The sequence below is a fragment of the Amycolatopsis sp. FU40 genome (assembly GCF_021903635.1).
Classification (GTDB): Bacteria; Actinomycetota; Actinomycetes; order Mycobacteriales; family Pseudonocardiaceae; genus Amycolatopsis; species Amycolatopsis dendrobii.
Map to the genome: position 1 here is coordinate 4,997,949 of NZ_CP091381.1, position 26,163 is coordinate 5,024,111.

Consider the following 26,163-nt stretch of genomic DNA (forward strand, 5'->3'; position numbering starts at 1 on the left):
AGCCGGCGCGGCAACGCAATCAGGAGTTAGCGGCCTCTGCCCACGCCGAAGGCGTGTAGCCGAGATAATGCGACGCGTGCGTGTTCGCCGCGGAAGCCTGCGGAATGTCGCCGCGCAAATACGCCTCGGCTTCCGCCTTGTCCTTCGGCGGCGGCGTCGGCGCGAGGCCGAGCAGCTTGGCCATGTTGTTGCCGAGGTAGCCCTCCAGGTCGTCCTCGGACAGGTTCAGGCCCTGCGGCGGCTGATGGCACAGCACTTCCAGCTCCCGCGCCCACATGCCGGGCTCGTTCGGCGGCGAATCGGTGCCGAAGACCAGGTCGCTCTTCTTCATCTCCTTGGCGAATTCGACGATCCGCGACTGCAGCAGCCAGCCCGATTCGCCGATCACGTTCGGCGAGTCCTGGATCATCCAGAACGCCTCGAAACAGTAGACGCCGCCGGTCTGGATGCCGAAATGGCCGAGAATGAACGTGACGTTCGGGAACTCGCGGATGATCGGGTAGAACTGGGTCGGGATCGAGTAGGGCCCGTCCCCGGTGTGGATCAGCACGATCACGCCGAGTTCGTCGCACACCCGCATCACCGGCCGCAGCCAGTCCAGCGCCCGGTCCGGGCGGTAGGAATGCATGTTGGCGTGCAGCTTCAGCATCTTGTAGCCGTATTCCTTCACGTGGAAGGCCAGCTCCGCCGCGCCGTTCTCCGGGCCGAAGCGCGGGTTGTACATGAAGTTGCCGACGAACCGGTCCGGATACTGCTGCACCAATGAGGTCACGTACGCCTGGTATTCGCGAATCCCCTCGCGGCCGGTTTTGTTGCCCTCGCGCCAGGTCGTGTTCCCCGGCGGCGGCATGATGCAGCTGACGTCCACGCGCCGCGGCTTGCCGTTGATCCAGAATGGACCGTCCATCATCTCCAGCGTGCGCTCGCCGGTGAACGGGGTTCCGGTGTGCCGCCAGGCTTCGTCGACGAGATTCGTCGGATGGACATGGGTATCGATAATCACCGGATGTCTCCTTACGCAAGACTTGAGTAAAGGACTCCCCGGCCGCGCTTCACCGCACCTACGGGACCCGGAAGCGCGATCCGCGCTCCGGCGCAACCGAGTGCAGCACCTTCGCCGCCCGGTGTCAACACATGATCGCCGAATGCCTTGCGCGGCAAGACTTTTCCGGAGAGCGCTCTTGACACCGGCCGCCGGAGGGCTTTGCATTGAACGACCCGGCGGCGCTGCCGGGCGCCGGTGACCTCCCGTTTCGGGCCAACCGTTCGGCCAACTGCCTCCAGCCGCGCGCTGGAGACGACCGCCGGGCCGGGTCCGACCCCGCCCGGGGAAGGACGGCCCGATGTCGGCTGCGCAACCCTGCGACCTCCTCCTGACCGGCGGCACCGTGGTGACCGTCGACGATCGGCGCAGTGTCCATCAAAACGGCCACGTCGCGATCATCGGCGACCGGATCGCCGGTGTCGGCGAAGGCCCGGGCACCGAGCGCTGGCTCGCCGGCGAGGTCGTCGACTGCCGCGGCAAAGCCGTGCTGCCCGGCCTGGTCGACGGGCACAACCACCTCTACCAAGCACTCGCTCGCGGACTCGGCGAAGGCATGTCGATCGTGCCGTGGCTGTGCGAATTCATGTGGCCGTATTCGATCGCGATCACCGGGCCCGAAGCGGTGGCCGGGGCACGGCTCGGTGCGGTCGAGGCGTTGCGCGCCGGCATCACGACGGTGATCGACAACCATTACGCGCCAAGCGATCTTGAAACGACGCTCGCCGTCGCCGACGTCATCGAGGAGGCCGGTCTTCGCGGCGCGGTCGCCCGCGGCATGCTGGGCGAGCGGACCGAGATCGCCGACCGCCGCGGCCAGCCGATCGAATTGTTCCGTTACTCGAGCGAAGACGAATTCGCGATCACGCGCGAAGCGATGCAGCACCGGCCGCCGAGTTCGAAGGTCGCCGTCTGGCCCGCCGCGCTCAACCTCTGTTACGTAGAGCAAAAGCTCGTCCGGCAGACGGTCGAACTGGCCCGGGAATTCGGCACTCGCTGGCACACCCATTGCTGCGAGAGCACAACAGACCCGGTCAGCTACCTCGAAACCCACGGGGTCCGGCCGGTCGAATGGCTCGCGAAAGAAGGCATGCTCGACGAACGGGCCACGCTCGCGCACGCGATCTGGCTCGACGAAGCCGAAATCGAGCAGGTCGCGGCGGCGGGCGCGGGAGTTTCGCACAACCCGGCTTCCAACGGCTACCTCGCTTCCGGCACCGCGCGGATCGCGAGCATGCGAAGGCAAGCCATCCCGGTCGCGCTGGGCACCGACGGTCCCAGCTGCGGCCATCGGCAAGATCTTTTCGAGGCAATGAAACTCAGCGTCTTCGGCCAGCGATCGGCCACTTTGGACCCGACGGCGGTGCGGGCGGAGGACGCGCTGGAAATGGCCACCCGCGAGGGAGCCCGGTACGCCGGGATCGACGCGGGCGTGCTGAGCGAGGGCAAACTCGCCGACGTCATCGTGACCGCGCTCGACCGTCCGCACGTGCGCCCGGTGCACCGGGCCGTCGCCGCCCTCGTCTACTCCGCCCGCGGGTCCGATGTGGAGCTGACGATCGTGGGCGGCGAGATCGTCTACCGCGCCGGACAATGCGTCCGCGTCGACGAAGCGGCCGCCGCCGACGAGGCGGAACGGCACGCGGCCCGGCTGCTGGAACGCAGCGGCATGGGCGGCCTGCTCACTCCCTGGGCGCGGTGATCCGCGCTCCCCCTTCCCCGCTGTGGAGGAAACCATGCGATTCCGTCCGCGCACCACCCGAGCCGAAGCCAAGACCCGCGACGCGGTCGACGCTGTCCCCAGGTTCCGGCAACTGCTCCCGCTCGGCATCCAGCATCTGCTGGTCGCCTACTCCGGAATGGTCACCGTCCCGCTGCTGATCGGGCTCGGCGTCGGCCTGTCCACCGCGCAGATCGCCACGCTCATCACGGCGAACGTGCTGGTCAGCGGCATCGCGACGCTCTTGCAGACGCTCGGGATCGGCAACGTCGGCGTCCGGCTGCCGATCGTGATGGGCTCGACCTTCACCGGCATCACCCCGGCCATCATCGTCGGCAAGGAGGCCGGGCTGCCCGCGGTCTTCGGCGCGACGATCGTCGCCGGGCTGCTGACCTGGCTGGTCGCGCCGTGGTTCAGCAAGCTGATCCGGTTCTTCCCGCCGATCGTGACCGGGACGATCATCGCGATCATCGGGTTCTCGCTGCTGCCCTCCACCGCGACGCTGATCGCCGGGTCCAATCCGGGCGCGGCCGACCACGGTTCCGCCGGACGGCTGATCCTCGGGCTGGGCACCATCGTGCTGACTGTCTGCCTGGAACGGTTCGCCCCGCCCGCGGTCCGCCGGTTCGCGATCCTGATCGCACTGGCGGTCGGCACCCTCGTGGCGATTCCGCTCGGCATGGCGGACTTCAGCTCGGTCGGGCAGGCGGACTGGGTCGGCGTGGTGCGGCCGTTCGAGTTCGGCATGCCGACATTCGCGTTGTCCGCGTTGCTGCCGATGATCATCGTGCAGCTGGTGAACATGGTGGAATCGACCGGCGACACGCTCGCCATCGGGCAGATCGTCGGCCGCGACGTCGGACCGCGCGAGATTTCCCGGGCACTGCGCGCGGACGGGATCGGCACCGCGTTCGCGGGCGTGTTCGGTTCGTTCACCGTCGTCACCTTCGGCGAGAACGTCGGCCTGGTCAGCATCACCAAGGTGATGAGCCGGTTCGTGGTCGCCACCGCGGGCGCGGTGCTGGTGCTCATGAGCCTGGTGCCGAAACTCGGCGCGGCCGTCTCGTCGCTGCCCGGACCGGTGCTCGGTGGCGTCGGCGTGGTCATGTTCGGCACCGTCGGAGCCGTCGGCCTGCGCATCATGAGCCAGGCGGATCTGAGCAACGGCCGCAATATCCTGGTCGTCGCCATCTCGTTCGGCTTCGGTCTCCTGCCGGTCGGCGCGCCGGAGTTTTACCAACATCTGCCCGTTGTGGTGCAGACGGTACTGACGAGCGGCATCGCGGCCGGCGGCATCGCGGCCTTCCTGCTGAACCTCGTGCTCAACCGCCGCGAACGGGCCCCGCGCACCGGGCCGGAAGCCGCGCCCGGGTATTGACCCTCGGCGGAACACGATGCACCATAGTCGAAACTCCTTGCAGGGAAAGAAAAATCTTCGGACATCCCATAACCCCGTAGGTGCGGCGGCAGGATTCGCGCGCGGCCGGGGGTCATCGACGCCGGCAGCCCGTCCGGCTCCGGCGACGCCCCGCGATCCGCCCGGCCCGGCCGTTCCCGGCCCCGCCGGCCCAACGAGGTGAGGGAATCATGGCCAGTCACCCGTCTCCCCTGTCCCCGGTGGACGAACGTCCCCGATTCGGTCCGCTGGTGCTGCTGGGTTTGCAGCACGTGCTCGTGATGTACGCCGGTGTCGTGGTGGTGCCGATCGTGGTCGGCGCCGGGCTCGGGCTTCCGCAGTCGCAGATCGCCGATCTCGTCAGCGTCGACCTGGTGCTCGCCGGGATCGGCACGATGCTGCAGGCGTTCGGCGTCTGGAAATTCGGCATCCGGATGCCGCTCGTCGTCGGAGCCGCGTCCAACGGAATCGTCCCGATGGTGCTGATCGGCAGCACGCAGGGGCTGTCCACTGTGTATGGCTCGCTGCTCGTGGTCGGCGTGCTCTGGGTATTGATCGCGCCGCTGTTCAGCAAATTGCTCAAACTGTTCCCGGAGGTCGTCACCGGCACAGTCATCACGCTGATCGGGCTGACGCTGATTCCGGTCGGGCTGAAGCTCATCGCCGGTTCCAATCCGTCCGCGCACAACTACGGTGCGCCGGCGAACCTCGCGCTCGCCGGGTTCACGCTCGCGCTGATCGCGGTGTTCTACCGGGTGTTCCGCGGTCTGCTCGGCCAGCTCGCGATGCTGATCGCGCTGACCGTCGGGGCGATCGCCGGCTGGCTGACCGGGCTGGGCAGCCTCGCCGGAGTCGCCGACGGTCCCGTTTTCGGCTTGCTGAAACCACTGCACTACGGAGCGTTGCATTTCGACATCCCGTCGATCTTGTTGTTCCTGGTGATCGTTTTCGTGCTGATGGTCGAAGCTTCCGGACAGGGGCTCGCGGTCGGGCAGGTCGTCGGCAAGAAGGTCGGGCCGCGCGACATCGCGAACCTGCTGCGGGTGGACGGACTGCTCACCGCGCTCAGCGGCGTGTTCAACGGATTCGCCTACACCACCTTCGGCCAGAACATCGGGCTCGTCGCGCTGACCAAGGTGCGCAGCCGGTATCCGGTCGCGGTCGGCGGCCTGATCCTCATCGTTTTCGGGGTGGTGCAGCCGGTCGGCCGGGTGATCGCGGCGATCCCGCAACCGGTGATCGGCGCGGCCGCGGTGGCCACGTTCGCGGCGCTGACCGTGTCCGGCATTCAGCTGCTGTCCCGAGTGGACTTCAACCAGACCGGCAATCTGGTGATCGTCATGCTGTCGCTCGGCGTCGGGCTGATCCCGGCCGGGGCGCCGGACTTCTACAAGCAATTCCCCTTTGCCGCACAGGTTTTCCTCAAGAGCGGCGTGGCTACCGGAACTGTCCTGGCGGTCCTGCTGAATCTGCTCTTCTTCGCTCGGCGCAAGTGGAAGCCGGAAGAGCCGCTCGTGCAGCGAGAACCCGCCGCGAAGCTTTCCCAGTCCTGAAAGGACGTCATGGGCACCGAACCGCAGCGGCCCCGGCTGATCGTCGGCATCACCGGGGCCAGCGGCCCGCACTTGGCTGTCCACCTGCTGACCGCGCTGCGCAAGCTCGGCACGGTGGAAACGCATCTGGTCATGTCGCGAGCCGCGCACCGCACCATCGAACTGGAAACCGGAATGCCGCCCGCCGAGGTCGCCGAGCTGGCGGATGTCCGCCACTCGCGCGGGGACATCGCCGCGTCGATCGCGTCCGGTTCCTTCCGCACGATGGGCATGGTCGTCGTGCCGTGCTCGATGAAAACCGTCGCCGGGATCGCGCACGGCTACAGCGACGACCTGCTCGTCCGCGCCGCCGACGTCACGCTGAAAGAACGCCGTCCGCTCGTGCTCGTCGCCAGGGAAACCCCGTTGAGCCTCGTGCACCTGCGCAATCTGGTGGCGGTGACCGAGGCGGGCGCGACCGTGCTGCCGCCGGTGCCCGCCTTCTACCACCAGCCCGAGTCCGTTGAGGACATCCTCGCCCATCTGACCGGCAAGGTGCTCGACCAGTTCGGCATCGAGAACGAACTGTTCGCGCGCTGGCAGGGACCGCCCGCCTCGCAAGGAGTTTCGCGGTGAACCAGGATCCGCACGCTTTCGTCGACCAGTACCGCCACGACTTTCCGGAAGACGTACTCGTCCTCGACGATCCAGTCCCGGCCGACGAGGGCGTCACCGGCGTGATCTACGAACTCGCCGCGGCCGGACGGCGCGAGATGGTGCTGTTCCGGAAGGTGACCGGACTCGACGTGCCGGTGGTCAGCAACATGTTCGCTTCCCGGGAGCGCATCGCGCGCATGCTCGAAACCGGACCGTCCGGTTTGCACAGTGCCTACCAGCAGCGTGCGCTCCGCGCGGTGCCGCCGCGGGTAGTCGGCAGCGGACCAGTACTGGACGACGTGACTTCCGAAGTCGACTTGGCGACCATCCCGATGCTCCGGCACTTCGCCAGCGACCGCTCCCCTTACGTCACCAGCGGGATCATCGTCGCGGAGGATCCGGACACCGGCGTCGGCAACCTCAGCTACCACCGGGCGATGCCGCATTCCCGCACCGAGTTGGCGACCAGTCTCCATTCTCGCGGGGATCTGTGGCGGATGCTGCAGAAGTACGCCGAACGCGGTGAGCCGATGCCGGTCGCGATGGTGCTCGGCGGGCATCCGCTGTTCATGCTGGCCGCGTCCGCGCGGGTCGGCTACGACGTGGACGAACGCGCGGTAGCCGGCGGGCTTCTCGGCGAGCCCCTGGAAGTCGTGCGTACACCGCGGCACGGCATTGGCGTCCCGGCTTGGTCGGACTTCGTGCTTGAGGGCGCGATCGACGCCTCCGAGCACGCGGACGAAGGACCGTTCGGCGAATTCTCCGGCTATTCCTCGAATCGCTCGACCAACAACGTCCTCCGCGTGCAAACCGTCCTGCGCCGCTCCGACGCCATGCTCGTCGACGTCGTCGGCGGCAACACTGACGAGCACCTGAACCTCGCGCGGGTGCCGCGGGAATCGGAAATGGCGGAGAAACTCAAAGCCCGCTTCCCGGACGTCACCGCAGTGCACTATCCGACGTCCGGCACGCACTTCCATTGCTACGTCGCGCTTCGCCAGCGACGGCCCGGTCAAGCCCGGCAGGTCATGCTCGGCCTGCTCGGCTGGGACCCGTACGTGAAGACCGTGGTCGCGGTGGACGAGGACGTCGACGTCACCAGCGACAGCGACGTCCTCTGGGCACTCGCCACGCATTTCCAGCCGCACCAGGACTTGTTCACTGTGGACGGTCTGCCCGGCTCGCCGCTCGACCCGTCCTCGGGCTCCGACGGCACGACATCCCGGATGGGCCTGGACGCGACCCGCGGCCCGCAGTTCGACGGCAACCGCATCGTCGTCTCCGAAGAAGCACGTCAGCACGCTCGCCGGATTCTCGGCGGGAACGTTTAAGGAGGGAATCATCATGGCCAAAATTCCGGTGACCGTACTGACCGGCTTTCTCGGCTCCGGCAAGACCACGCTCGTCAACCACATCCTCACCGCGGACCACGGGCACCGGATCGCGGTGATCGAGAACGAGTTCGGCGAAATCCCGATCGACAACGCGCTCGTGCTCGGTGGCGACGAGAAGATCATCGAAATGAGCAATGGCTGCTGCCTGTGCTGCACCGCGCGCACCGATCTGATCGAAATCCTGCAGTCGCTGCTTCGCCGCCGCGAACGGTTCGACCGGATCCTCATCGAGACCAGCGGCATGGCCGATCCGAACCCGGTCGCGCAGACGTTTTTCGTGGACGACGAGGTGTCTTCGGCGTTCGCGCTGGACGCGATCGTGACACTGGTCGACGCGCGGCACGTCGGCAGTCATCTCGAGGAGGGCGAGCACGACGGCGTCGGCGGACAGGTGAGCAACCAGATCGCGTTCGCCGACCGGATCGTGCTCAACAAGATCGACCTGGTCACCGAGCCGGAAATCGAGGAACTGCGCACGCAACTCCGCTCGGTCAACGCGACCGCGGACATCCTCACGTCCAGCTACGGCAGCGTCGACCTGGACGACATCCTCGGCATCAACGCCTTCGACCTGAACCGCACCGTCGCCGCCGACCCGGACTGGCTCGAAGACGAAGCGCACCACCACGACCCGACGCTGGAATCGGTGTCCATCGAACTCGACTTCCCCCTGGACCGCGCCGCGTTCGAGCAGTGGCTCACCGCCCTGCTGGCCGAACGCGGCGACGACCTGTACCGGTTCAAGGGAATCCTCGCCTTCGACCGCCGCACCGTGCTGCAAGGCGTGCATCGGATCTACGAGCTGACGGACGCCGGCGAATGGGGCGCGACGCCACCGGTCAGCAAACTCGTCCTCATCGGCCGGAATCTCGACCGCGCGGAACTGACCGACACGGTGTCCCGCTGCAGCCTGGCCGCGGCTGGGCGGTGATTCAGGCGAGCGCCGCGGTCACGTCCAACTCGACCAGCTGTCCCGCGAAGCCCAGGCATGTCACGCCGACCAGCGTGCTCGCCGTGGTGAACGCCGCCGCGATCGAGGACGTCGTGAACCGCTGCCACACCGCGGAGAGAGCCGGCTGCTCGGCGGTGGCCACGTAGATCACTGTGCGCACGACGTCCTCGGGGGTCGCGCCGGCGTGGGCGAGCGCGACCTCGGTGTTGGCGACGACCTGGTCCACCTGCGCGAGGACATCGCCGGAAACGACCTCGCCGTCGGGCGTCAGCGGGCACTGGCCGGCGAGGTGCACGGTGCGGCGCGCGTCGACGGTGGTCACGTGGTGATAGCCGGGAGTCGGATGCAGGGCAGGCGGGTTCTGCCGTTCAATGGTCACGAGGCGGATCGTCGCTCACCGCGGCGGCGGTCCGCCACGGGATTTCCGGACGGAGGGCGTATGCGCAGGACCATCGACTGGGCCGACGGGGCGATCGTGATCGTGGACCAGGTAGCGCTTCCTGGCGAGTACCGCACGCGCACGCTGCGCACGGTGACCGAACTGGTCGACGCGATCCAACGGCTGGCGGTTCGCGGGGCGCCGGCGCTGGGAGCGGCGGGCGCACTGGGGGTCGCGCTGGCCGCTCGCCAGGGCGGGGAGGTTCGAGCGGAGGCGGACCGGATCGCGCACGCGCGGCCGACGGCGGTCAACCTGGCTTGGGGCGTTTCCCGGGCGCTGGAGCGGCTGCCGGACGGAGCCGATGCGGTGCTGGCCGAGGCACAGGCGATGCTCGACGAGGACGAGCAACGCAACCGCACGGCGTCGGCGCACGCGGCGGAGGTCGTGCTGGACGCGTGCCCGCGCAGGCCGTTGCGATTGCTCAGCCACTGCAATACCGGGCACCTCGCGACCGTCGCGTGGGGCACCGCACTCGGCGTCGTCTGGCACCTGCACGCCCGCGGACTGGTCGAATCGGTGCTGGTGGACGAGACCCGGCCGTTGTTGCAGGGATCCCGGCTCACTGCTTGGGAACTCGCGCAGGCCGGAGTGCCGTACCGCGTGCAGCCGGACGGCGCGGCGGCCGCGGCGATGGCGCGCGGACTGGTGGACTGCGTGCTGGTCGGCGCGGACCGGATCGCGGCGAACGGGGACGTGGCCAACAAGATCGGGACCTATGGGCTGGCCATTTCCGCCGCACACCACGGTGTTCCGTTCGTGGTGGTCGCGCCTACGTCCACAGTGGACAAGAGCATCGCTGCCGGGTCGGACATCGACATCGAGGAACGCGCGGCGTTCGAGCTCACGGAATTCGGCGGAGCACAGATCGCCCCGGCGGGGTCGGCGGTGTTCAATCCGGCCTTCGACGTCACTCCCGCGGCGCTCATCACTGCGGTGGTGACCGAGGACGGTGTGTTCCGGCCGTGAGACCGGCGACGCCAGGAACCGAGCCGCGAGGTCCGTGCGGATCCGGGCGGAGTTCGCGATGCGGGACTAGGGGCGCGGGCCGACGACCTCGGCCCCGTCCCGCACCGTGATCGCCATTGCCGGACACGAATCTGCCGCGTCCAGCACTGTTTCGTCCGGCTCAACCGCCTCGGTGACCGCACGCGCCGTGGCCCCGTCCAGCTCGAACGTCTCCGGCAGCAAGGCCGCACACATCCCGCTGCCGATGCACACGCCTCCGTCGACCTCGATCGACCAGGTCATCGTCACCACCCCACCGGCATCGACCGCGGTCCGCGGACCAGCATCTGCGTCTTCCACTCGATATTCCCGGCCAGCCGCAGTCCCGGCAACTCCCGGGTCAGCGCCCGCAGCGCCTCCTGCAGTTCCAGCCGCGCGAGCGGAGCGCCGAGGCAGTGGTGCACCCCGTGCCCGAAGCCGAGATGGTGGTTGTCCCCGCGGTCGAGGACGAGCTGGTCCGCGGCGCCGAACTGCAGGCGGTCGCGGTTGGCCGCACCGATCGCCACCAGCACCGGTTCTCCTTGGCGCACCAGGACATCGCCGACCTCGACGTCCTCCGTCGCGTACCGGGCGAACCCCGCGCCGGCGCCGAGCGGCACGAAGCGAAGCAGTTCCTCCACCGCGGTCGGGATGAGCGACGGGTCCGCGCACAGCCGTTCCCAGTGCTCGTGCTGGTCCAGCAGGGCATACACGAAGTTCGGAATCTGGCTGGCAGTCGTCTCGTGGCCGGCGACCAGGATCCCGACGCACAGGTCGACCAGCTCCAGCTCGGTGAGCCGGTCCCGCACATCGCGCGCCTCGATGAGCGCGGTCATCAGATCGTCCTGCGGCTGCGCACGATGCTCGGCGATCAACCCGGCCATGTACGCCCGCAGCTCCTCGCGGCTGCGCTCCGCCTCCTCCGGCGTCAGCCGCGTGGTCGACAACGCCGCGTCGCTCCACTCGCGGAACTGCGGCCGGTCCGCCACCGGCACGCCGAGCAGCTCGCAGATCACCGCGACCGGGATCGGCAGCGCGTACAGATCGACCAGGTCAGCGGGTTGCCCGTGTTCCCGCAGCTCCTTGATCAGGTCGTCGGCCAGCCGCGCGACCCGCGGGCGCAGTTCCTCGACCCGCCGCGCGGTGAACGCCTTCGCGACGAGAGTGCGCAGCCGCGTGTGATCCGGCGGGTCCATCGACAGGATGCCGCCCGGACGCCGGTACTCCGACATCCGCGGTTCGTCGCTTTCCTGCGCCAGCGCGCGGGAAAACCGCCGGTCGCCGAGCACGAGACGGGCGTCGGCGTAGCGGGTGGCGAGCCAGGCGGCCTCGCCACGGGGCATCTGGACGCGGATCATCCCGGCGTTCTCGCGAGCGGCGGTGTAGGCCTCGTTGAGCGCGAGACCCGCCTCCTCGTTGAACGGGTAGGCGAGCGGTTCGGTGTGCGTGGTGGTCATGCCAGCGACTCCCCGGATCCCTTTGTAAGCAGGTGCTTACATGCCTACACCCGACGCCGTCCGCACGTCAATCCGCCAGGAGCATCCGGAAAATCGCGAGACGTCCGCCCTAGGCTCGATCCGGTGACATGGACGAACGAAGCCGCCATCCGGCAATGGGACTCCGGGAGCACCCGGGCATCGATGGAAGCGACCGCGGAGCACGGGGACTTCGCCAAACAGCACCTGGTCAACCCGGTCCTCCTGCGGCTGCTCGGCGACGTGCGCGGCCGCCGGGTGCTGGACGCGGGCTGCGGCAACGGATACTTCAGCCGGATGCTTGCCGCGCGAGGGGCCGAGGTGACCGGGGTCGAACCGGCCGAAAGCCTGATTTCGTTCGCGCGGGAGAAGGCGGGAGCGGGCATTTCCTACGTGCAGGCGGAACTCGCCCGGCTGCCGGAACTGGAGCCGTTCGACGCGGTCGTGTGCAGCATGGTGCTGATGGCGATTCCCGACTGGAAGCCCGCGATGCGCGCCTGCGTCGAGGCGGTGCGACCGGGCGGGCTGTTCGTGTTCGCCATCGTGCATCCGGCGTTCGAGGAGTTGTTCGGCACCTGGCGGAAGTACGGCGAATACCGCCGGAAGGAGTATCTGGCGGAATACGAGATCGCCGGACGCGACGCGTCCGACTTCCACCGGCCGATTTCCGCCTACCTCAATGAGCTGGCCGCGCTCGGCTGCCGGCTGCGGGAGGTGGTCGAGCCGGGGCTGGATCCCGCGGTGGCGGAAGGGATCGAGAGTTACGTGCGCATGCCGAACTTTCTGCTCGTTTCCGCCGAAGCCGGCTGACCCGATTGCCCGATCGGCCCCCGTCCGATGACCGAAAGCACTAAGGGCCGCCGTGATGCGGATAGCGTGGTCGCATGCTGGACTACGGCCTGGATTTGTCCGAAATAACTCGTGAAGCCGCCTTGCCGGATTTGCTCGCGGAAGGCGACGACCTCGACGCGGCAGTGTCCGCGGAAGCCGACTGGTCGAGACCGACCCCCGCCGAGGGGTGGACGATCGGCCACCAGATCGCGCATCTCGCGGCGGCCGACGCGAACGTCCTCCTCGCCATCCGGACGCCGGAGAAGTTCGCCGCGGTGCTGGACGAAGACCCCGACGCGGTCGCGGCCGAGGGAGCCGCGCGACCGCGCGCGGAGTTGCTGGAGCGCTGGCGCGCCGGACGGGCCGAAGCAGCCGCAGCGCTCGGAGAAATCCCGCTGGACCAGGCCTTTCCGTGGTACGGCTCGCAGTCGACCGCGAGGCTCGCAGTGACGCTTCGGCTGATGGAAACGTGGGCGCACGGGCAGGACGTCTTCGACACGGTGGGCGTCGAGCACCGTCCGACGGACCGGCTCAAGCACATTGCCGCATTGGGCGTGGCCGGGCGCGGGCTGTCGTTCTACGCCGCTCAACTGCCGCTGCCGACCGAGCCGATCCGGGTCGAACTGACCAGTCCCGACGGGGTCGTCTGGGGGTGGGGCCCGGACGACGCGGCACAGCGGATCCGGGGCAGCGCAAGGGATTTCTGCCTTCGCATCACCCAGCGCCGCACCCTCGACGAAACCGGCCTGGCCGCGATCGGCAAGGACGCGAAGGCGTGGATGGAGAACGCCCGGGTGTTTCTCTAACGCCGCCGCGGCCGCAGCAACGCGATTCCCGCCGACAACGCGCTCGTCGACGCCACGTGAATCGCCAGCGCCTTCCGATTCGGCGCCCACACCCCGGTCGCCGGGCCACCCGACCACATCGCCGCCACGAAACCGCCCGCGGCACAAGCCATAGCCCGCCACAGCGCGGGCGAGCGATCGCGTCCGGCCGCCAAACCGGTGCCCACCGCACCGAAAGCGCCCGCGGTGATCAGGGCTTCGCGTGCCATGTGGTACTGCACGTGACCTTCGCCGTGGCGGACCTCCGGCGCACGGTAGCTCGGATCGGTGATGTGCGTGACCGTCTGCCACACCGAGGGCGCGGCGGCGGCCAGGCCCGCGACGATGGCCGCCGCGCCAAGGGTTTCGCGTTTCATTGCTCGTCCTTTCCTTTGAGGTGGTGCGAGACCCGCCGGAGCGCGTCGTTCACCACGTCGACGGTTTCCGGGTCGAGAGCCTTCGCGATTTCGCGTTCGATCTCCGTCTTGAGCTCGAACGACGCGAGCGCCTGGCGTTTGCCTTCCTCGGTGAGGGACACGAGCACCGAACGCCGGTCGCCAGGGTCCTTGTCGCGGCGGACCCAGCCGCGCGCCTCCAGCCGGGTGATCCGGTGCGTGACCGAACCCGAGGTCAGCTCGACCGCGGCCATCACCTGTCCTGGAGTCAGCCGGTGCCCGGGCGCGCGCTTGAGCGCGGCGAGCATCTCCAGTTCCCACAGCTCGATCCCGTGCGCGGACAGTTCGCGGCGCATGGCCAGTTCCAGCTGGTGCGCGACCCGCCGCAGCCGGTAGGACAGCGACTTCGCGCCCAGCACGCTCTCGTCGCCGCCCCCGCGCCGCACGGCGTCCACCAGGTCGTCGACCGCGTCCCGAGGCGAGGTGTTCACCGGCACGGCCCTTTCTCTCGACATCAAGACAGTGGAAGAATACCTTGACGTCAAGACAGTTCGCGAGGCGAGCACCGACATAGGGGGAAAAATGGACACAGAGGTCGCGATAATCGGCGCCGGGCCGGTGGGAATGGCCGCGGCCGCGTTCCTGCACCGAGCCGGCATCGCGGTCCGGGTCTTCGAGGCCAACCCGGACCGCGCGGGGCAATCGAGGGCGACCACGATCCACCCGCGCACCCTCGAGCTTTTCGACTCGATCCCGGACGAGCGGGGTTCGCTGGCCGCGCGCATGGTCGCCGCCGGAAATCCCGTGCCCGCCACGCATTTCGCGGCCCTGCCGAACCGGCTGGACTACCGCGGGCTCGACACCTCGTTCCCGTTCGTCCTCCTGCTGCCGCAGCCGGAAACCGAGCGGTTGCTCGCCGAGTATCTCGCCGGGCAGGGCGTCGTGGTCGAGCCCAGGTGGAAACTCGCCGGCCTGACGCAGGACGAGCAAGGCGTCGCCATCGTCTCGGAAACCGGCGACACCCGGCGGGCCGGTTACGTCATCGGCGCGGACGGCGCGCACAGCGCGACCCGGCACGCGCTCGGCCTCGGCTTCCCCGGAACTCCCGCGTCCACCATGGGATTTCTCGCCGACGTGAAGCTGGAACGCCCGCCTGCCCAGCCGCACAACTGGGATTGCGAACGCGGCTCGTACAGCGCGCTTCCGCTGCCCGGCGGCATCTACCGCATCTTCGGCCACGAACCCGGCGACACCGGCCTCACCCCGGAGGAGGCCGCGCGCCGCCAGGCCCAGATTCCCGACGAAGCTGAGTTGCGCGCGACGCTCAAACGGCTCGCCGACGATGATTTCGGCCTCACCGAGGTCATCTGGGCTTCGCGCACCGGCGACGCGACGCGCCACGCCGAGCAGTACCGCGTCGGCCGGGTGTTCCTCGCCGGCGACGCCGCGCACGTCCACCTTCCGGCAGGCGGGCAAGGGCTCAACGTCGGCGTGCAGGACGCGGCGAACCTCGCGTGGAAACTCGCCGCGGAGGTGCGGGGACGCGCGCCGCGGCGGATCATCGACGGCCCGCAGTCCTACGACGCCGAACGCCGCCCCATCGCGGCCCGGCTCGCGGCGAACACCCTCGCCCAGGCCGCGCTCATGGTCACCTTCACTCCGGGCGGAAAAGCGTTGCGGGACTTGATGTCCGACCTCATCGGCCGCAACGGCGACACCGCGGACGAACTGCGCGGCTGGCTGTCCGGGCTCGACGTTTCCTACGCCGAAGACGGCAGTCTCGCCGGCCGTCGAGTACCCAACCTGCCGCTCGCCGACGGCCGCACCCTCCATCGTGCGCTGCGCCCGGACAGGTGCACGCTCGTAGTCTTCGGCACCACCGTTGCGGAAGGGGAGAATGTCGTGCGCTCAACCCGCGACTGGCACGATTTGGCCGCCGTCCTCGTCCGCCCGGACGGATACGCCGCCGAAGTATGGACCCCGGGCGAAGAAATCAAGGCGCGCTGAATGGGAGTCGACACCGCGCGCGGCCGTTTCGGCGTTCTCGCGATCCTCTGCTCCAGCATCCTCGTGGTCGCGATGGACAACACCATCGTCAACGTCGCGCTCCCGGTCATCCGCACCGACCTCGACGCGTCCATCAACGGTCTGCAATGGACAATCGACTCCTACACGCTCGTGATCGCCTGCTTCCTCATGCTCGCCGGCGCCACCGGAGACCGGTTGGGGCGCAAGCGGACCTTCCTGGCCGGGTTGGTCCTTTTCGGACTCGGCTCGCTGCTGTGCAGCGTCGCCCCGTCGATCGGCTGGCTGGTCGCCGCGCGCATCGTGCAGGCGCTCGGCGGCGCGATGCTGAACCCGGTCGCGATGTCGATCATCACGAACGTCTTCACCGACCCCGGCGAGCGCGCGCGGGCGATCGGGGTGTGGGGGTCGATCGTCGGGATCTCGCTGGGCGTCGGCCCGGTGCTCGGCGGCGTGCTGACCGAAAGCATCGGGTGGCGGGCGATCTTCTGGGTCAACGTGCCGGTGGTCGTCGCGGCGATCGCGCTGACCGTGCGCTACGTGCCGGAATCGCGGGCGCCGCACCCGCGCCGCCCGGATCCGGTGGGACAGGTGCTGGTCGTGCTGCTGCTCGGTTCGGCGGTGACCGCGGCGATCGAAGGCCAGCGGCTCGGCTGGGGTTCGCCGGCGATCCTCGGGCTGACCGGACTCGGCGTGCTCGCCTTGACCGCGTTGATCCGCTGGGAACTCCGCCGCCGGGAACCGCTGGTCGAACTGCGCTTCTTCCGGAGCGCGCCGTTCTCGTCGGCCACGATCAGCGCGGTGTGCGGGCTCGCCGCGTTCGGCACGTTCCTGTTCCTGTCGCCGCTGTATCTCCAGGACGTGCGCGGGCTGTCGGCGTTGCAATCCGGGCTGATGCTGCTCCCGGCCGCTGTGGCCGTCACGATCGCCGCTCCGCTGTCCGGCCGTCTCGTCGCCAACCGCGGCGCGCGGATTCCGCTGCTGACCGCGGGGATCTCGATGACCGTCGTCGCAGTGCTGCTCACCACCGCGTCCGCCGCCACGCCGCTGTGGGTGCTCGCGATCGCGTACGGGGTGTTCGGGCTGGGGTTCGGGCTGCTGAATCCGCCGATCACCAATGCCGCGGTCAGCGGTATGCCCCGCTCCCAGGCCGGAGTCGCCGCCGCGGTCGCGTCCACCTCCCGGCAGGTCGGGCAAACGCTCGGCGTCGCGATCGCGGGCACCATCCTCGCCGCGGCGACCACCCCGCTGGCCGGGTACGCCACGGCGTGGTGGGCGGTCGCGGGCGGGACCACGTTGATCATCGCGCTCGCCGTCCTCGCCACCACGGCCTGGGCGCGCGCGGGCGCGGAACGGGTAGCCCGCCGTTTCGCCGACGAGCCGATCACCGAACCGGTCTAACCAGGGCGGGGTGAATCGGGCAGAGGTGTGGTCCTTCCGTCGCCTATCCCGGCCGATCGCCCCGCCGCGGTGCGGGCGTCTCCAGAGTGGAAGATGCCCGCACCCGTCGGAGGAAAGGCGCCATCCGCATGCCCACCTCGCCCGAGACCCCGGCCCTCCCGACCACCCACCCACCGGCCCTCCCGACCACCCGCCCGCCCGGCTGCCCGTTCGATCCGCCCGCCGGGTACGCCGCGCTGCGGGAGACTTCGCCGGTGTCGCGGATCCGCTGCCCGGCCGGGTTCGAGACCTGGCTGGTCACCCGCTACGACGACGTCCGCGCCGTGCTCGCCGACCCGGCGCTGAGTTCGCGCGGGGCCTCGTCAGCGCACGTCAAAGCCGATCTGGACCCGTACGAGGAGGCCGACCCCGGTTCGATCATCCAGCTCGACGGCGCGGAGCACGCCCGGCTGCGCAGGATGGTCGTCGCCGAGTTCACCGTGCGGCGGGTGGAACGGCTGCGCGAGTACGTCCGCGAGCAGGTCGAACGGCACCTCGACGCCATGCTCGCCAAACCCGGCCGCGCTGACCTGGTCCAGGACTTCGCGCTGCCGATCCCCTCGCTGGCGATCTGCGAACTGCTCGGCGTCCCGTACGCCGACCGCGAGCTGTTCCAGCGCCAGAGCAGCCTGCTGGTCAGCACCGACCAGGAAGCGGGCACCACGGACCAGGCGTTCCACGAACTGGCCGGCTACCTGGGCAAGCTGTTCGCCGGCAAGCAACAGGACCCGCGGGACGACCTGTTCAGCAAGCTGATCGTCCGCGCCGAGGCCGCCGGGGAATCGCTCGACCTGGACGAGCTGATCATGCTCGGCCTCAGCCTCCTCGTCGCGGGACACGAAACCACCGCCAACATGATCGCGCTCAGCACGCTTGTGCTGCTGGAACACCCGGAGCAGCGCGCGCAAGCCCTCGCCGATCCGCCGCGCGCGGTCGAGGAATTGCTGCGGTATCTGTCGGTCGTGCAGTTCGGTGTGCTGCGGTACGCCACTGAGGAGGTCGAGGTCGGCGGCCAGACGATCGCCGCGGGTGACTGGCTGATCGCCGCGCTGAACTCCGCCAACCGTGACGAGGACCGTTATCCGCACGCCGACCAGCTGGACTTCGCCCGCGAATCGCCGCGCACGCACGTCGCCTTCGGGTTCGGCGCGCACCAGTGCGTCGGCCAGCAGCTGGCGCGGGTCGAAATGCAGGAGGCGCTGACCGCGTTGTTCCGCCGCGTGCCCGGTCTGCGACTCGCGGTGCCGAAGGAATCTTTGGCGTACAAGCACAACACGCTCGTCTACGGCCCCGAGGAGCTGCCGGTCGCCTGGTCCGCGTAGTTCGCCCGGCCGATCCGCGAGCTGTCGGGTTAACCTCGTCGCGCACACCAGCGCACACCAGGGGGACCGATGGCCGCGGACCAGCCTTCGCGCAAACGCGACGCGACGGCGACCAAGACCGCGCTGCTGGACGCCGCGGCCGAACTGTTCGCCGACCGCGGCTTCGATCGCACGACAGTGCGCGACATCGCGAACCGCGCGGGCGTCAACCAGGCGCTGCTGTTCCGGTACTTCGGCAGCAAGGACGCGTTGTTCGAGCACGTGATGGCGCGCGGCGGCCTGGCCCAGGTCGAGACGACCCCGCCCGAGCGGCTGTTCTCCGCGGCGCTGCGGAGCCTCCTCGAACGCGACGACTCGGCGTCCCGCTCGATCGAGACCTACCTGCGGTCATCCGGCACCGATCGCGCCGACGAGGCGCTGCGCGCGCGACTCGACGCCGAGTACACGCGCGCGCTCTCCGGGCTCACCGACGCGCCGGACGCCGAACTCCGCGCCGACCTCGCGATGGCCTGGCTGCTCGGCATCGGGCTGGTCCGCTCGATCACCCGCAAGGACCCGCTCGCCACCGCGCCCGCCGACGAGATCGAGCGGCTCATCGGCCCGGCCGTGCGCACCCTGCTCGAACGCAGCAAGTAATTCGCTACGCCCGCGCCGGGACCCGCGGATACCGTCGCCGCATGTTCCCGCCCGCCGCCACTGCGGCCGAGTTCGACCAGCTGGCCCGCGAAGACCTGCTGCCCGCGGTACGAGACCTTCTCCGGACGCTCGGCGAGCACGGCGAACCCGTGCCGTTCGCCGACGGTTCGCTGCCTGTGTACGCCGTGGGCGAGCAGCTCGTCCTGAAGCTCTATCCGCCGGTGTACCTCGACGAGCTGACTACCGAGCGCACCATGCTGGAAGTCCTGCACGGCAAGCTCCCGATCCCGACCCCGGGCGTCGTGCACGCCGGGACCCGCGACGGCTGGGGTTACGTCGTGATGGAACGGCTGCGCGGACACTCGCTCAGCCAGGTCTGGCCCGACCTGTCCGCAGCGGGCAGACTCGCGCTCGCCCCGCAGATCGGCGAGGCGCTGTCCGCCTTGCATGCCGTGCGCGACCCGGCGTTGTCCGTGCTCGCGCCGCAGGACTGGACCGCGTTCCTTGCCGCCCAACGGGAAAAGCTGCTCGACCACCATCGCAAGACCACATTGGACGAACACTGGCTCGCCCAGCTTCCGGAGTTCGTCGACTCGGTCGAGCTGGGGACGCCGGAAACCGTGCCGCTGCACACCGAAGTCATGCGCGATCATCTGATGGTCACCCGGGAAGGGGACGGCTGGCGGCTGTCCGGCCTGTTCGATTTCGAACCGGCGATGCGCGGCGCGGCGGAATACGAGTTCGCGGCGGTCGGCTTGTTCGTTTCGAGCGGCGACCCGGCATTTCTGCGGAGTCTTCTGCTCGCTTACGGTTACCGTCCCGACGACCTCGGCCCGGACTTCTCCCGCCGGTGCCTCGCGTACACGCTTCTGCACGTGTACAGCAACTTCCGCTGGTACCTGGACGTGCTCCCGGCCCCGGAAAAACCTACTTTCGTATCCCTGGCGGACGCATGGTGGGGCGTATGAGGGGTACCCCGCGACATACCCCCGTAAAAAGGAGTGAAATACGCGACAACCCGGCAATCGCGACGGACACTGGAACCGTTCCCGGGGTACACCAGGGGCCGGGACAGAAGGAGGAACCGCCGTGACTGCCGAGTTGAACCATCGGGAGCGGGCAACCCTGCGTGCCGTCGCCGAGGGGCACGCGGAGATCAGCTGCAGCTGTGAACCGGACCTGTTCGTCGACGGGCTGAGCTGTTGCGACCAAGGCACCGTCCGCGACCTCGTCCGCAAGGGCCTGATCGAGCCCGCCGAGGCCGGAGCGTGCGGCGCGCGGGTGCGCGCGGTGCTCACCGAGGCCGGGGTGCGCGCGCTGGACGGAAAGCCGGTCGCGGCTTGATCTTCCGGGCTTGAGCCCGAGCGCGGGCTACCCGCGCACCCACTCCTCCCCCAGTTCGACCGCGACCGCCTCGCCGCCGGTGAGGTCGGCCAGCCAGCCGCTGAATCGTTCTTCCTCGCCGGGCGAGAGCCCCACCTCGAAGTGCGCCGCCGCCTCGAACCGCGTCTCGTGCAGCACGTACGGCGAGGCGCGGAGATCGTTCTCGAAGCGGCCCGCCCGGGTGTAGTCCATCGTTACGTCGAACAGCCGCAATCGCCGGTACTCCACCAGGCCTACCGCGTCGAGCGCGTCCGACACCGCTTGCCCGTACGCGCGGATCAACCCGCCCGCGCCGAGCAGCACGCCGCCGAAATGCCGCGACACCACCGCGACCGTGTCGGTGACTTCGCGGCGACGCAACACCTCCAGCATCGGCACCCCGGCCGTCCCGGCGGGCTCGCCGTCGTCGCTCGAACGCTGGGTGCGGCCGTCCGGGCCGAGAACGAACGCGTGACAGTGGTGCCGCGCCGCGGGTTCGGCCCGCCGGCGGGCCGAAATGATCTCCCGCGCGGCCGCTTCGTCTCCCACCGGCGCCAGCGCGCACAGGAACCGTGAACGCCGTATTTCGATCTCGTGCAGCCCGGCCACTGCCACGGACAGATAACGATCAGTCATCGGCGTTCCCCCTCACGACCCCCAGTCAACCAGCAGCGAGCACGGGGTTGACACCGGGCAGGCAGACAGGTTTGCGCAGGTCAGCGACTTCGCTGACCGCGTGGCGGGAGAGACGGCCCGACATATGGGAGTACCCCGGAGGGCGTCAACGTATGCGTGGCTTATCCCACGAGAGCGCGATGACGTATGTCGATCACAGCGAATTCACACTATCGTCATAAGACCCGGCGAACCCGGGAGTCACCACCACGCGCCCCGGCTGGCCCCCACCACACAGGCTGACCGACCCCGGCGCGTGCGCCTGTACAGCGACGTGCAGAACTTTTCCCGCCGCCCATCGCCGTGCGGTGACAAACCATCCGGCACCCGGCCCGGTCGTCGACCGGCCGCGGTCAGCCACGCATCGCGACGCAGTGCCGCGCCTCGCGACAGCGGAGGCACCGGATGGTTTCCCTTCTCGACTGACCATCGCGGTTTCGGACCACTTCGTTAACCGGTTCAGTGCTGAACCCCTCTTCGGAGCAACGAAACCGCGCCAACGCCTTGGGAGGCGGCCAGCCGTGACCCACCGTTCGAGCACCCCGGCCACTGACGGCCTCTACGACCCCGCTTACGAGCACGATGCCTGCGGGGTGGCGTTCGTCGCGGACCTGACCGGTCGCCGAGACCATCAGATCGTGGCGAAAGCCCTTGTCGCGCTGAAAAATCTGGAACATCGCGGGGCACGCGGGGCGGAACCGGACACCGGGGACGGCGCGGGCCTGCTCATCCAGGTGCCCGACGCGTTCTACCGCGAGGTCGCCGGGTTCGAGCTGCCTCCGGAAGGCAGCTACGCCGTCGGCACCGCGTTCCTGCCGCAGGACGAAAAGCGCCGCGGCCGCGCCATGACCACCATCGAGCGGATCGCCGCCGAGGAGGACATGCGCGTGGTGGGCTGGCGCGAGCTGCCGGTCGACACCGCGCACTGCGGCCCGACCGCCGCGCAGACCATGCCGCACTTCACCCAGCTGTTCCTGGCCGGGCACAAGAACAACATCGACGGCCTCGCCCTCGAGCGCGCCGCCTTCTGCGTGCGCAAGCGCGTTGAGCACGAGCTGGTCGAGGACGACGTGTACTTCCCGTCGCTGTCCTCGCGCACGATCGTCTACAAGGGAATGCTGACCGAGCCGCAGGTCGAGAAGTTCTTCCTCGACCTCACCGACGAGCGCGTGACGAGCGCCATCGGCCTGGTGCATTCCCGCTTCTCCACCAACACTTTCCCGTCGTGGCCGCTCGCGCATCCGTACCGCTACGTGGCGCACAACGGCGAGATCAACACGCTCAAGGGCAACCGCAACTGGATGGACGCCCGCGAGGCGCTGCTGGAAACGGACCTCATCCCGGGCGACCTCAAGCGGATCTACCCGGTCATCACGCGCGGCGCGAGCGACTCGGCGTCCTTCGACGAGGTGCTGGAGCTGCTCCACCTCGGCGGCCGGTCGCTGCCGCATGCGGTGCTGATGATGATCCCGGAGGCCTGGGAGAACCATCAGGAAATGGACCCCGCGCGCCGCGCCTTCTACGAATTCCACTCCACGCTCATGGAGCCGTGGGACGGACCGGCGCTGGTGGCGTTCACCGACGGCGCGCAGATCGGCGCGGTGCTGGACCGCAACGGCCTGCGCCCGGGCCGCTACTGGGTCACCGACGACGGCCTCGTGGTGCTCGCCAGCGAGGTCGGCGTGCTGGAGCTGGACCAGGCCAAGATCGTCCGCAAGGGACGGCTCGAGCCGGGCCGGATGTTCCTCGTGGACACCGTCGCCGGCCGGATCGTCGAGGACGAGGAGATCAAGGGCCGGCTCGCTTCCGAGCACCCGTACGACGAATGGGTCGACGCCGGGCTGCTCCGCCTGGAGGAGCTGCCCGAGCGCGACCGCGAGGTCCCGCTGCACGCCGCTCTCGTGCGCCGGCAGCAGGCGTTCGGCTACACCGAGGAAGAGCTGGAGACCATCCTCGAGCCGATGGCCCGCACCGGAGCGGAGCCGATCGGGTCGATGGGCAACGATTCGCCCCTAGCGTCCCTTTCGTCGGGTTCGCGCCCGTTGTTCGACTACTTCATCCAGCTGTTCGCCCAGGTGACCAACCCGCCGCTGGACGCGATCCGCGAGGAGCTGGTGACCGCGCTCGGCACGCAGATCGGCGCGGAGCCGAACCTGCTGGCCGCGGACGCGTCGTCGTGCCGCCGGATCGTGCTGCCGTTCCCGGTGCTGGACAACGACCAGCTCGCGAAACTCGTGCACGTCAACGACGACGGCGACCTGCCGGAGTTCCAGGCGGTCACCGTCATGGGCCGGTACAACGTGCACGGCGGCGGCGAGGCGCTGCTCAAGCGGCTCGACGAAATCCGCGCCGAGGTGTCCGAGGCGATCGAGGACGGCGCGCGGCTGATCGTGCTGTCCGACCGCGGGGTGGACGCCGACCACGCGCCGATCCCGTCGCTGCTGCTCACCGGCGCGGTGCACCACCACCTGGTGCGGGAGAAGACGCGCACGCAGGTCGGCCTCATCGTCGAGGCGGGCGACGCGCGCGAAGTGCACCACATCGCGCTGCTGGTCGGCTACGGCGTGGCCGCGGTGAACCCGTACCTGGCGATGGCGACGGTCGAGGAGATGGCGCACCGGGGCCTCATCCCGGGCGTGACTCCCAAGCAGGCCACCACGAACCTGATCAAGGCGCTCGGCAAGGGTGTCCGCAAGACCATGTCCAAGATGGGCGTGTCCACTGTGGCCTCGTACACCGGCGCGCAGATCTTCGAGGCGGTCGGCCTCGGCTCCGAAGTGATCGACACCTGTTTCACCGGAACCACTTCGCGGCTCGGCGGCGTCGGCTTCGACACGCTCGCCGAAGAGGTTTCGCAGCGGCACGTGCGCGCTTTCCCGGTCGACGGCGTCCGGGCGAGCCACCGCGAGCTGGAAACCGGCGCGGACTACCAGTGGCGGCGCGAAGGCGAACCGCACCTGTTCAACCCGCAGACGGTGTTCAAGCTGCAGCACTCCACGCGGTCGGGGAAGTACGACATCTTCAAGGAGTACACGAAGGCGGTCAACGACCAGGCCGAGAAGCTGCTGACGCTGCGCGGGCTGTTCGACTTCAAGTTCGGCGACCGCACGCCGGTGCCGATCGAGGAGGTCGAGCCGGTTTCGGAGATCGTGAAGCGGTTCGCCACCGGGGCCATCTCGTACGGCTCGATCTCGATGGAAATGCACCAGACGCTGGCGATCGCGATGAACCGCCTCGGCGGCAAGTCGAACACCGGCGAGGGCGGCGAGGACCCGGAGCGGCTGTACGACCCGGAGCGCCGGTCCGCGGTCAAGCAGGTCGCGAGCGGCCGGTTCGGCGTCACCAGCGAGTACCTGGTGAACTCCGACGACATCCAGATCAAGATGGCGCAGGGCGCGAAGCCCGGCGAGGGCGGGCAGCTGCCCGGCGGCAAGGTGTACCCGTGGATCGCGAAGACGCGGCACTCCACGCCGGGCGTCGGGCTGATTTCGCCGCCGCCGCACCACGACATCTACTCCATCGAGGACCTGGCTCAGCTGATCCACGACCTCAAGAACGCCAACCCGGACGCGCGCATCCACGTGAAGCTGGTGTCCGAGGTCGGCGTCGGCACGGTCGCCGCGGGCGTGTCCAAGGCGCACGCGGACGTCGTGCTGATCTCCGGCCACGACGGCGGGACCGGCGCCTCGCCGCTGTCCTCCATCAAGCACGCGGGCGGACCGTGGGAGCTTGGCCTGGCCGAAACGCAGCAGACGCTGCTGGCCAACCGGCTGCGCGACCGGATCGTGGTGCAGACCGACGGCCAGCTCAAGACCGGCCGCGACGTCATGATCGCGATGCTGCTCGGCGCCGAGGAGTTCGGTTTCGCGACCGCGCCGCTGGTGGTGTCGGGCTGCATCATGATGCGCGTCTGCCACCTCGACACCTGTCCGGTCGGCGTCGCGACGCAGAACCCGAAGCTGCGCGAGAAGTTCAGCGGCAAGGCCGAGTACGTGGTGAACTTCTTCGAGTTCATCGCGCAGGAGGTCCGGGAATACCTGGCGGAGCTGGGGTTCCGGTCCGTCGAGGAGGCCGTCGGCCACGCCGAGCTGCTCGACAAGCGCAAGGCGGTCGACCACTGGAAGGCCGCCGGGCTCGACCTGTCGCCGATCTTCCACGTGCCCGAACTGCCGCCGCGCGCGGTGCGGCACCAGACCGTCAAGCAGGACCACGGCCTGGACAAGGCGCTCGACAACACGCTGATCCAGCTCGCCGAGGGCGCGCTGGCGGCGGGCGACAAGGTGCGGCTGGAACTGCCGGTGCGCAACGTGAACCGCACCGTCGGCACCATGCTCGGGTCGGAGCTGACGAAGAAGTGGGGCGGCGAAGGGCTGCCCGACGACACCATCGACGTCACCTTCACCGGCACCGCGGGCCAGTCGTTCGGCGCGTTCGTGCCGAAGGGCATCACGCTGCGGCTCTACGGCGACGGCAACGACTACGTCGGCAAGGGCCTCTCCGGCGGGCGGATCGTCGTGCGGCCGCCGAAGGAATCGCCGATCGTCGCGGAGAACCACATCATCGCGGGCAACGTGATCGCTTACGGGGCCACGAGCGGCGAGATCTTCATCCGCGGCCAGGTCGGCGAACGGTTCTGCGTGCGCAACTCGGGCGCGCTGGCGGTCGTCGAGGGCGTGGGCGACCACGGCGGCGAGTACATGACCGGCGGCCGGATGGTCGTGCTGGGCGGGATCGGCCGCAACTTCGCGGCGGGCATGTCCGGCGGCGTCGCGTACGTGCTGGACCTGCCGGCGCACCGGGTCAACCCGGAGATGGTCGACATCGACCCGCTCGACACCGCGGACGTCGACTTCCTGCGCGAAACCATCGAAAAGCATTACAACGAAACGGAATCCGCCGTCGCGCGGGCCTTGCTGGCGGACTGGGACAGTGCGGTCGACCGGTTCGGCAAGGTCATGCCCAAGGACTACAAGCGCGTGCTCGCCGCCCAGGTGGCGGCCGAGCGGGACGGCCGGGACGTGAACGAGGCGATCATGGAGGCAGCTCATGGCTGATAATCGCG

Annotated in this window: 23 protein-coding genes; 16 read left to right on the forward strand and 7 right to left on the reverse strand. The window is 69.2% G+C overall.

Annotated features, from left to right (window positions below; genetic code table 11):
* Positions 1–19 precede the first annotated feature (19 nt).
* Positions 20–1,003, reverse strand: coding sequence for an amidohydrolase family protein (locus tag L3Q65_RS23845; protein WP_009081542.1), 984 nt, complete (start codon positions 1,001–1,003; stop codon positions 20–22).
* 340 nt (positions 1,004–1,343) lie between these two features.
* Here L3Q65_RS23845 and L3Q65_RS23850 point away from each other — a divergent pair, with 340 nt between their 5' ends.
* From L3Q65_RS23850 to L3Q65_RS23875, 6 genes are all read left to right on the forward strand, one after another.
* The gene (locus tag L3Q65_RS23850) at positions 1,344–2,744 is read left to right on the forward strand and encodes an amidohydrolase (RefSeq protein ID WP_237596659.1); all 1,401 of its coding nucleotides are present in this window, start codon (positions 1,344–1,346) and stop codon (positions 2,742–2,744) included.
* Positions 2,745–2,778: 34 nt separating this feature from the next.
* Complete coding sequence (locus L3Q65_RS23855) at positions 2,779–4,140, forward strand: nucleobase:cation symporter-2 family protein (RefSeq protein ID WP_237596660.1); 1,362 nt, start codon at positions 2,779–2,781, stop codon at positions 4,138–4,140.
* 239 nt (positions 4,141–4,379) lie between these two features.
* A complete protein-coding gene (locus L3Q65_RS23860; RefSeq protein ID WP_237596661.1) occupies positions 4,380–5,711 on the forward strand; it encodes a nucleobase:cation symporter-2 family protein in 1,332 nt (443 codons plus the stop codon).
* Positions 5,712–5,720: 9 nt separating this feature from the next.
* Positions 5,721–6,326, forward strand: a complete 606-nt coding sequence (locus L3Q65_RS23865) for a UbiX family flavin prenyltransferase (protein WP_182895479.1) — start codon at positions 5,721–5,723, stop codon at positions 6,324–6,326.
* On the forward strand, positions 6,323–7,678 hold the full coding sequence (locus tag L3Q65_RS23870) for a UbiD family decarboxylase (protein ID WP_237596662.1): 1,356 nt from the start codon (positions 6,323–6,325) through the stop codon (positions 7,676–7,678). Before L3Q65_RS23865 ends, L3Q65_RS23870 begins: the two co-directional genes overlap by 4 nt.
* Before the next feature lie 13 nt (positions 7,679–7,691).
* A complete protein-coding gene (locus L3Q65_RS23875; protein WP_237596663.1) occupies positions 7,692–8,672 on the forward strand; it encodes a GTP-binding protein in 981 nt (326 codons plus the stop codon).
* Position 8,673: 1 nt separating this feature from the next.
* On the opposite strand, the gene L3Q65_RS23880 is transcribed toward L3Q65_RS23875, so the two are convergent.
* Positions 8,674–9,072 (reverse strand): RidA family protein, encoded by a 399-nt coding sequence (locus L3Q65_RS23880; RefSeq protein WP_182895477.1) that lies wholly within the window; start codon positions 9,070–9,072, stop codon positions 8,674–8,676.
* 60 nt (positions 9,073–9,132) lie between these two features.
* Between L3Q65_RS23880 and mtnA the strand changes: the two genes are divergently transcribed.
* The gene (gene mtnA, locus L3Q65_RS23885; protein ID WP_237596664.1) at positions 9,133–10,098 is read left to right on the forward strand and encodes an S-methyl-5-thioribose-1-phosphate isomerase; all 966 of its coding nucleotides are present in this window, start codon (positions 9,133–9,135) and stop codon (positions 10,096–10,098) included.
* 66 nt (positions 10,099–10,164) lie between these two features.
* Here mtnA and L3Q65_RS23890 read toward each other — a convergent pair whose 3' ends face one another.
* Together L3Q65_RS23890 and L3Q65_RS23895 are read right to left on the reverse strand one after the other, a co-directional pair.
* Positions 10,165–10,380 carry a ferredoxin gene (locus tag L3Q65_RS23890; RefSeq protein ID WP_182895475.1) on the reverse strand — a complete coding sequence of 72 codons (216 nt, stop codon included), beginning with the start codon at positions 10,378–10,380 and terminating at the stop codon, positions 10,165–10,167.
* A 2-nt stretch (positions 10,381–10,382) separates the two neighbouring features.
* Positions 10,383–11,573, reverse strand: a complete 1,191-nt coding sequence (locus tag L3Q65_RS23895) for a cytochrome P450 (protein ID WP_182895474.1) — start codon at positions 11,571–11,573, stop codon at positions 10,383–10,385.
* A gap of 123 nt (positions 11,574–11,696) precedes the next feature.
* Between L3Q65_RS23895 and L3Q65_RS23900 the strand changes: the two genes are divergently transcribed.
* On the forward strand, positions 11,697–12,401 hold the full coding sequence (locus tag L3Q65_RS23900; RefSeq protein WP_237596665.1) for a bifunctional 2-polyprenyl-6-hydroxyphenol methylase/3-demethylubiquinol 3-O-methyltransferase UbiG: 705 nt from the start codon (positions 11,697–11,699) through the stop codon (positions 12,399–12,401).
* A 74-nt stretch (positions 12,402–12,475) separates the two neighbouring features.
* Positions 12,476–13,228: a maleylpyruvate isomerase family mycothiol-dependent enzyme gene (locus L3Q65_RS23905; RefSeq protein WP_237596666.1), complete on the forward strand. Its 753-nt coding sequence runs from the start codon at positions 12,476–12,478 to the stop codon at positions 13,226–13,228.
* Here the strand turns inward: L3Q65_RS23905 and L3Q65_RS23910 are convergent.
* Positions 13,225–13,623, reverse strand: a complete 399-nt coding sequence (locus L3Q65_RS23910; protein WP_182895472.1) for a hypothetical protein — start codon at positions 13,621–13,623, stop codon at positions 13,225–13,227. The genes L3Q65_RS23905 and L3Q65_RS23910 overlap by 4 nt on opposite strands.
* On the reverse strand, positions 13,620–14,156 hold the full coding sequence (locus tag L3Q65_RS23915; protein WP_237596667.1) for a MarR family winged helix-turn-helix transcriptional regulator: 537 nt from the start codon (positions 14,154–14,156) through the stop codon (positions 13,620–13,622). Before L3Q65_RS23915 ends, L3Q65_RS23910 begins: the two co-directional genes overlap by 4 nt.
* 67 nt (positions 14,157–14,223) lie before the next feature.
* Here L3Q65_RS23915 and L3Q65_RS23920 point away from each other — a divergent pair, with 67 nt between their 5' ends.
* The 6 genes from L3Q65_RS23920 to L3Q65_RS23945 all read left to right on the forward strand — a co-directional run bounded on the left by L3Q65_RS23920 (position 14,224) and on the right by L3Q65_RS23945 (position 20,408).
* Entirely contained in the window at positions 14,224–15,648 is a 1,425-nt protein-coding gene (locus L3Q65_RS23920; RefSeq protein ID WP_237596668.1) for an FAD-dependent monooxygenase, read from the forward strand.
* Positions 15,649–17,067 carry an MFS transporter gene (locus L3Q65_RS23925; RefSeq protein WP_182895470.1) on the forward strand — a complete coding sequence of 473 codons (1,419 nt, stop codon included), beginning with the start codon at positions 15,649–15,651 and terminating at the stop codon, positions 17,065–17,067.
* A 128-nt stretch (positions 17,068–17,195) separates the two neighbouring features.
* Positions 17,196–18,428, forward strand: a complete 1,233-nt coding sequence (locus L3Q65_RS23930; protein ID WP_237596669.1) for a cytochrome P450 — start codon at positions 17,196–17,198, stop codon at positions 18,426–18,428.
* Positions 18,429–18,497: 69 nt separating this feature from the next.
* Positions 18,498–19,064 carry a TetR family transcriptional regulator gene (locus L3Q65_RS23935; RefSeq protein WP_182895468.1) on the forward strand — a complete coding sequence of 189 codons (567 nt, stop codon included), beginning with the start codon at positions 18,498–18,500 and terminating at the stop codon, positions 19,062–19,064.
* Positions 19,065–19,105: 41 nt separating this feature from the next.
* Positions 19,106–20,032 carry a phosphotransferase gene (locus L3Q65_RS23940; protein WP_237596670.1) on the forward strand — a complete coding sequence of 309 codons (927 nt, stop codon included), beginning with the start codon at positions 19,106–19,108 and terminating at the stop codon, positions 20,030–20,032.
* Positions 20,033–20,153: 121 nt separating this feature from the next.
* Positions 20,154–20,408, forward strand: a complete 255-nt coding sequence (locus tag L3Q65_RS23945; protein WP_182895466.1) for a hypothetical protein — start codon at positions 20,154–20,156, stop codon at positions 20,406–20,408.
* Positions 20,409–20,435: 27 nt separating this feature from the next.
* Here the strand turns inward: L3Q65_RS23945 and L3Q65_RS23950 are convergent, their stop codons facing one another.
* Positions 20,436–21,062 (reverse strand): YigZ family protein, encoded by a 627-nt coding sequence (locus L3Q65_RS23950; RefSeq protein ID WP_182895465.1) that lies wholly within the window; start codon positions 21,060–21,062, stop codon positions 20,436–20,438.
* Between the two features lie 560 nt (positions 21,063–21,622).
* Here L3Q65_RS23950 and gltB point away from each other — a divergent pair.
* Complete coding sequence (gene gltB / locus L3Q65_RS23955; protein WP_237596671.1) at positions 21,623–26,155, forward strand: glutamate synthase large subunit; 4,533 nt, start codon at positions 21,623–21,625, stop codon at positions 26,153–26,155.
* The last annotated feature ends 8 nt before the right edge of the window (positions 26,156–26,163 follow it).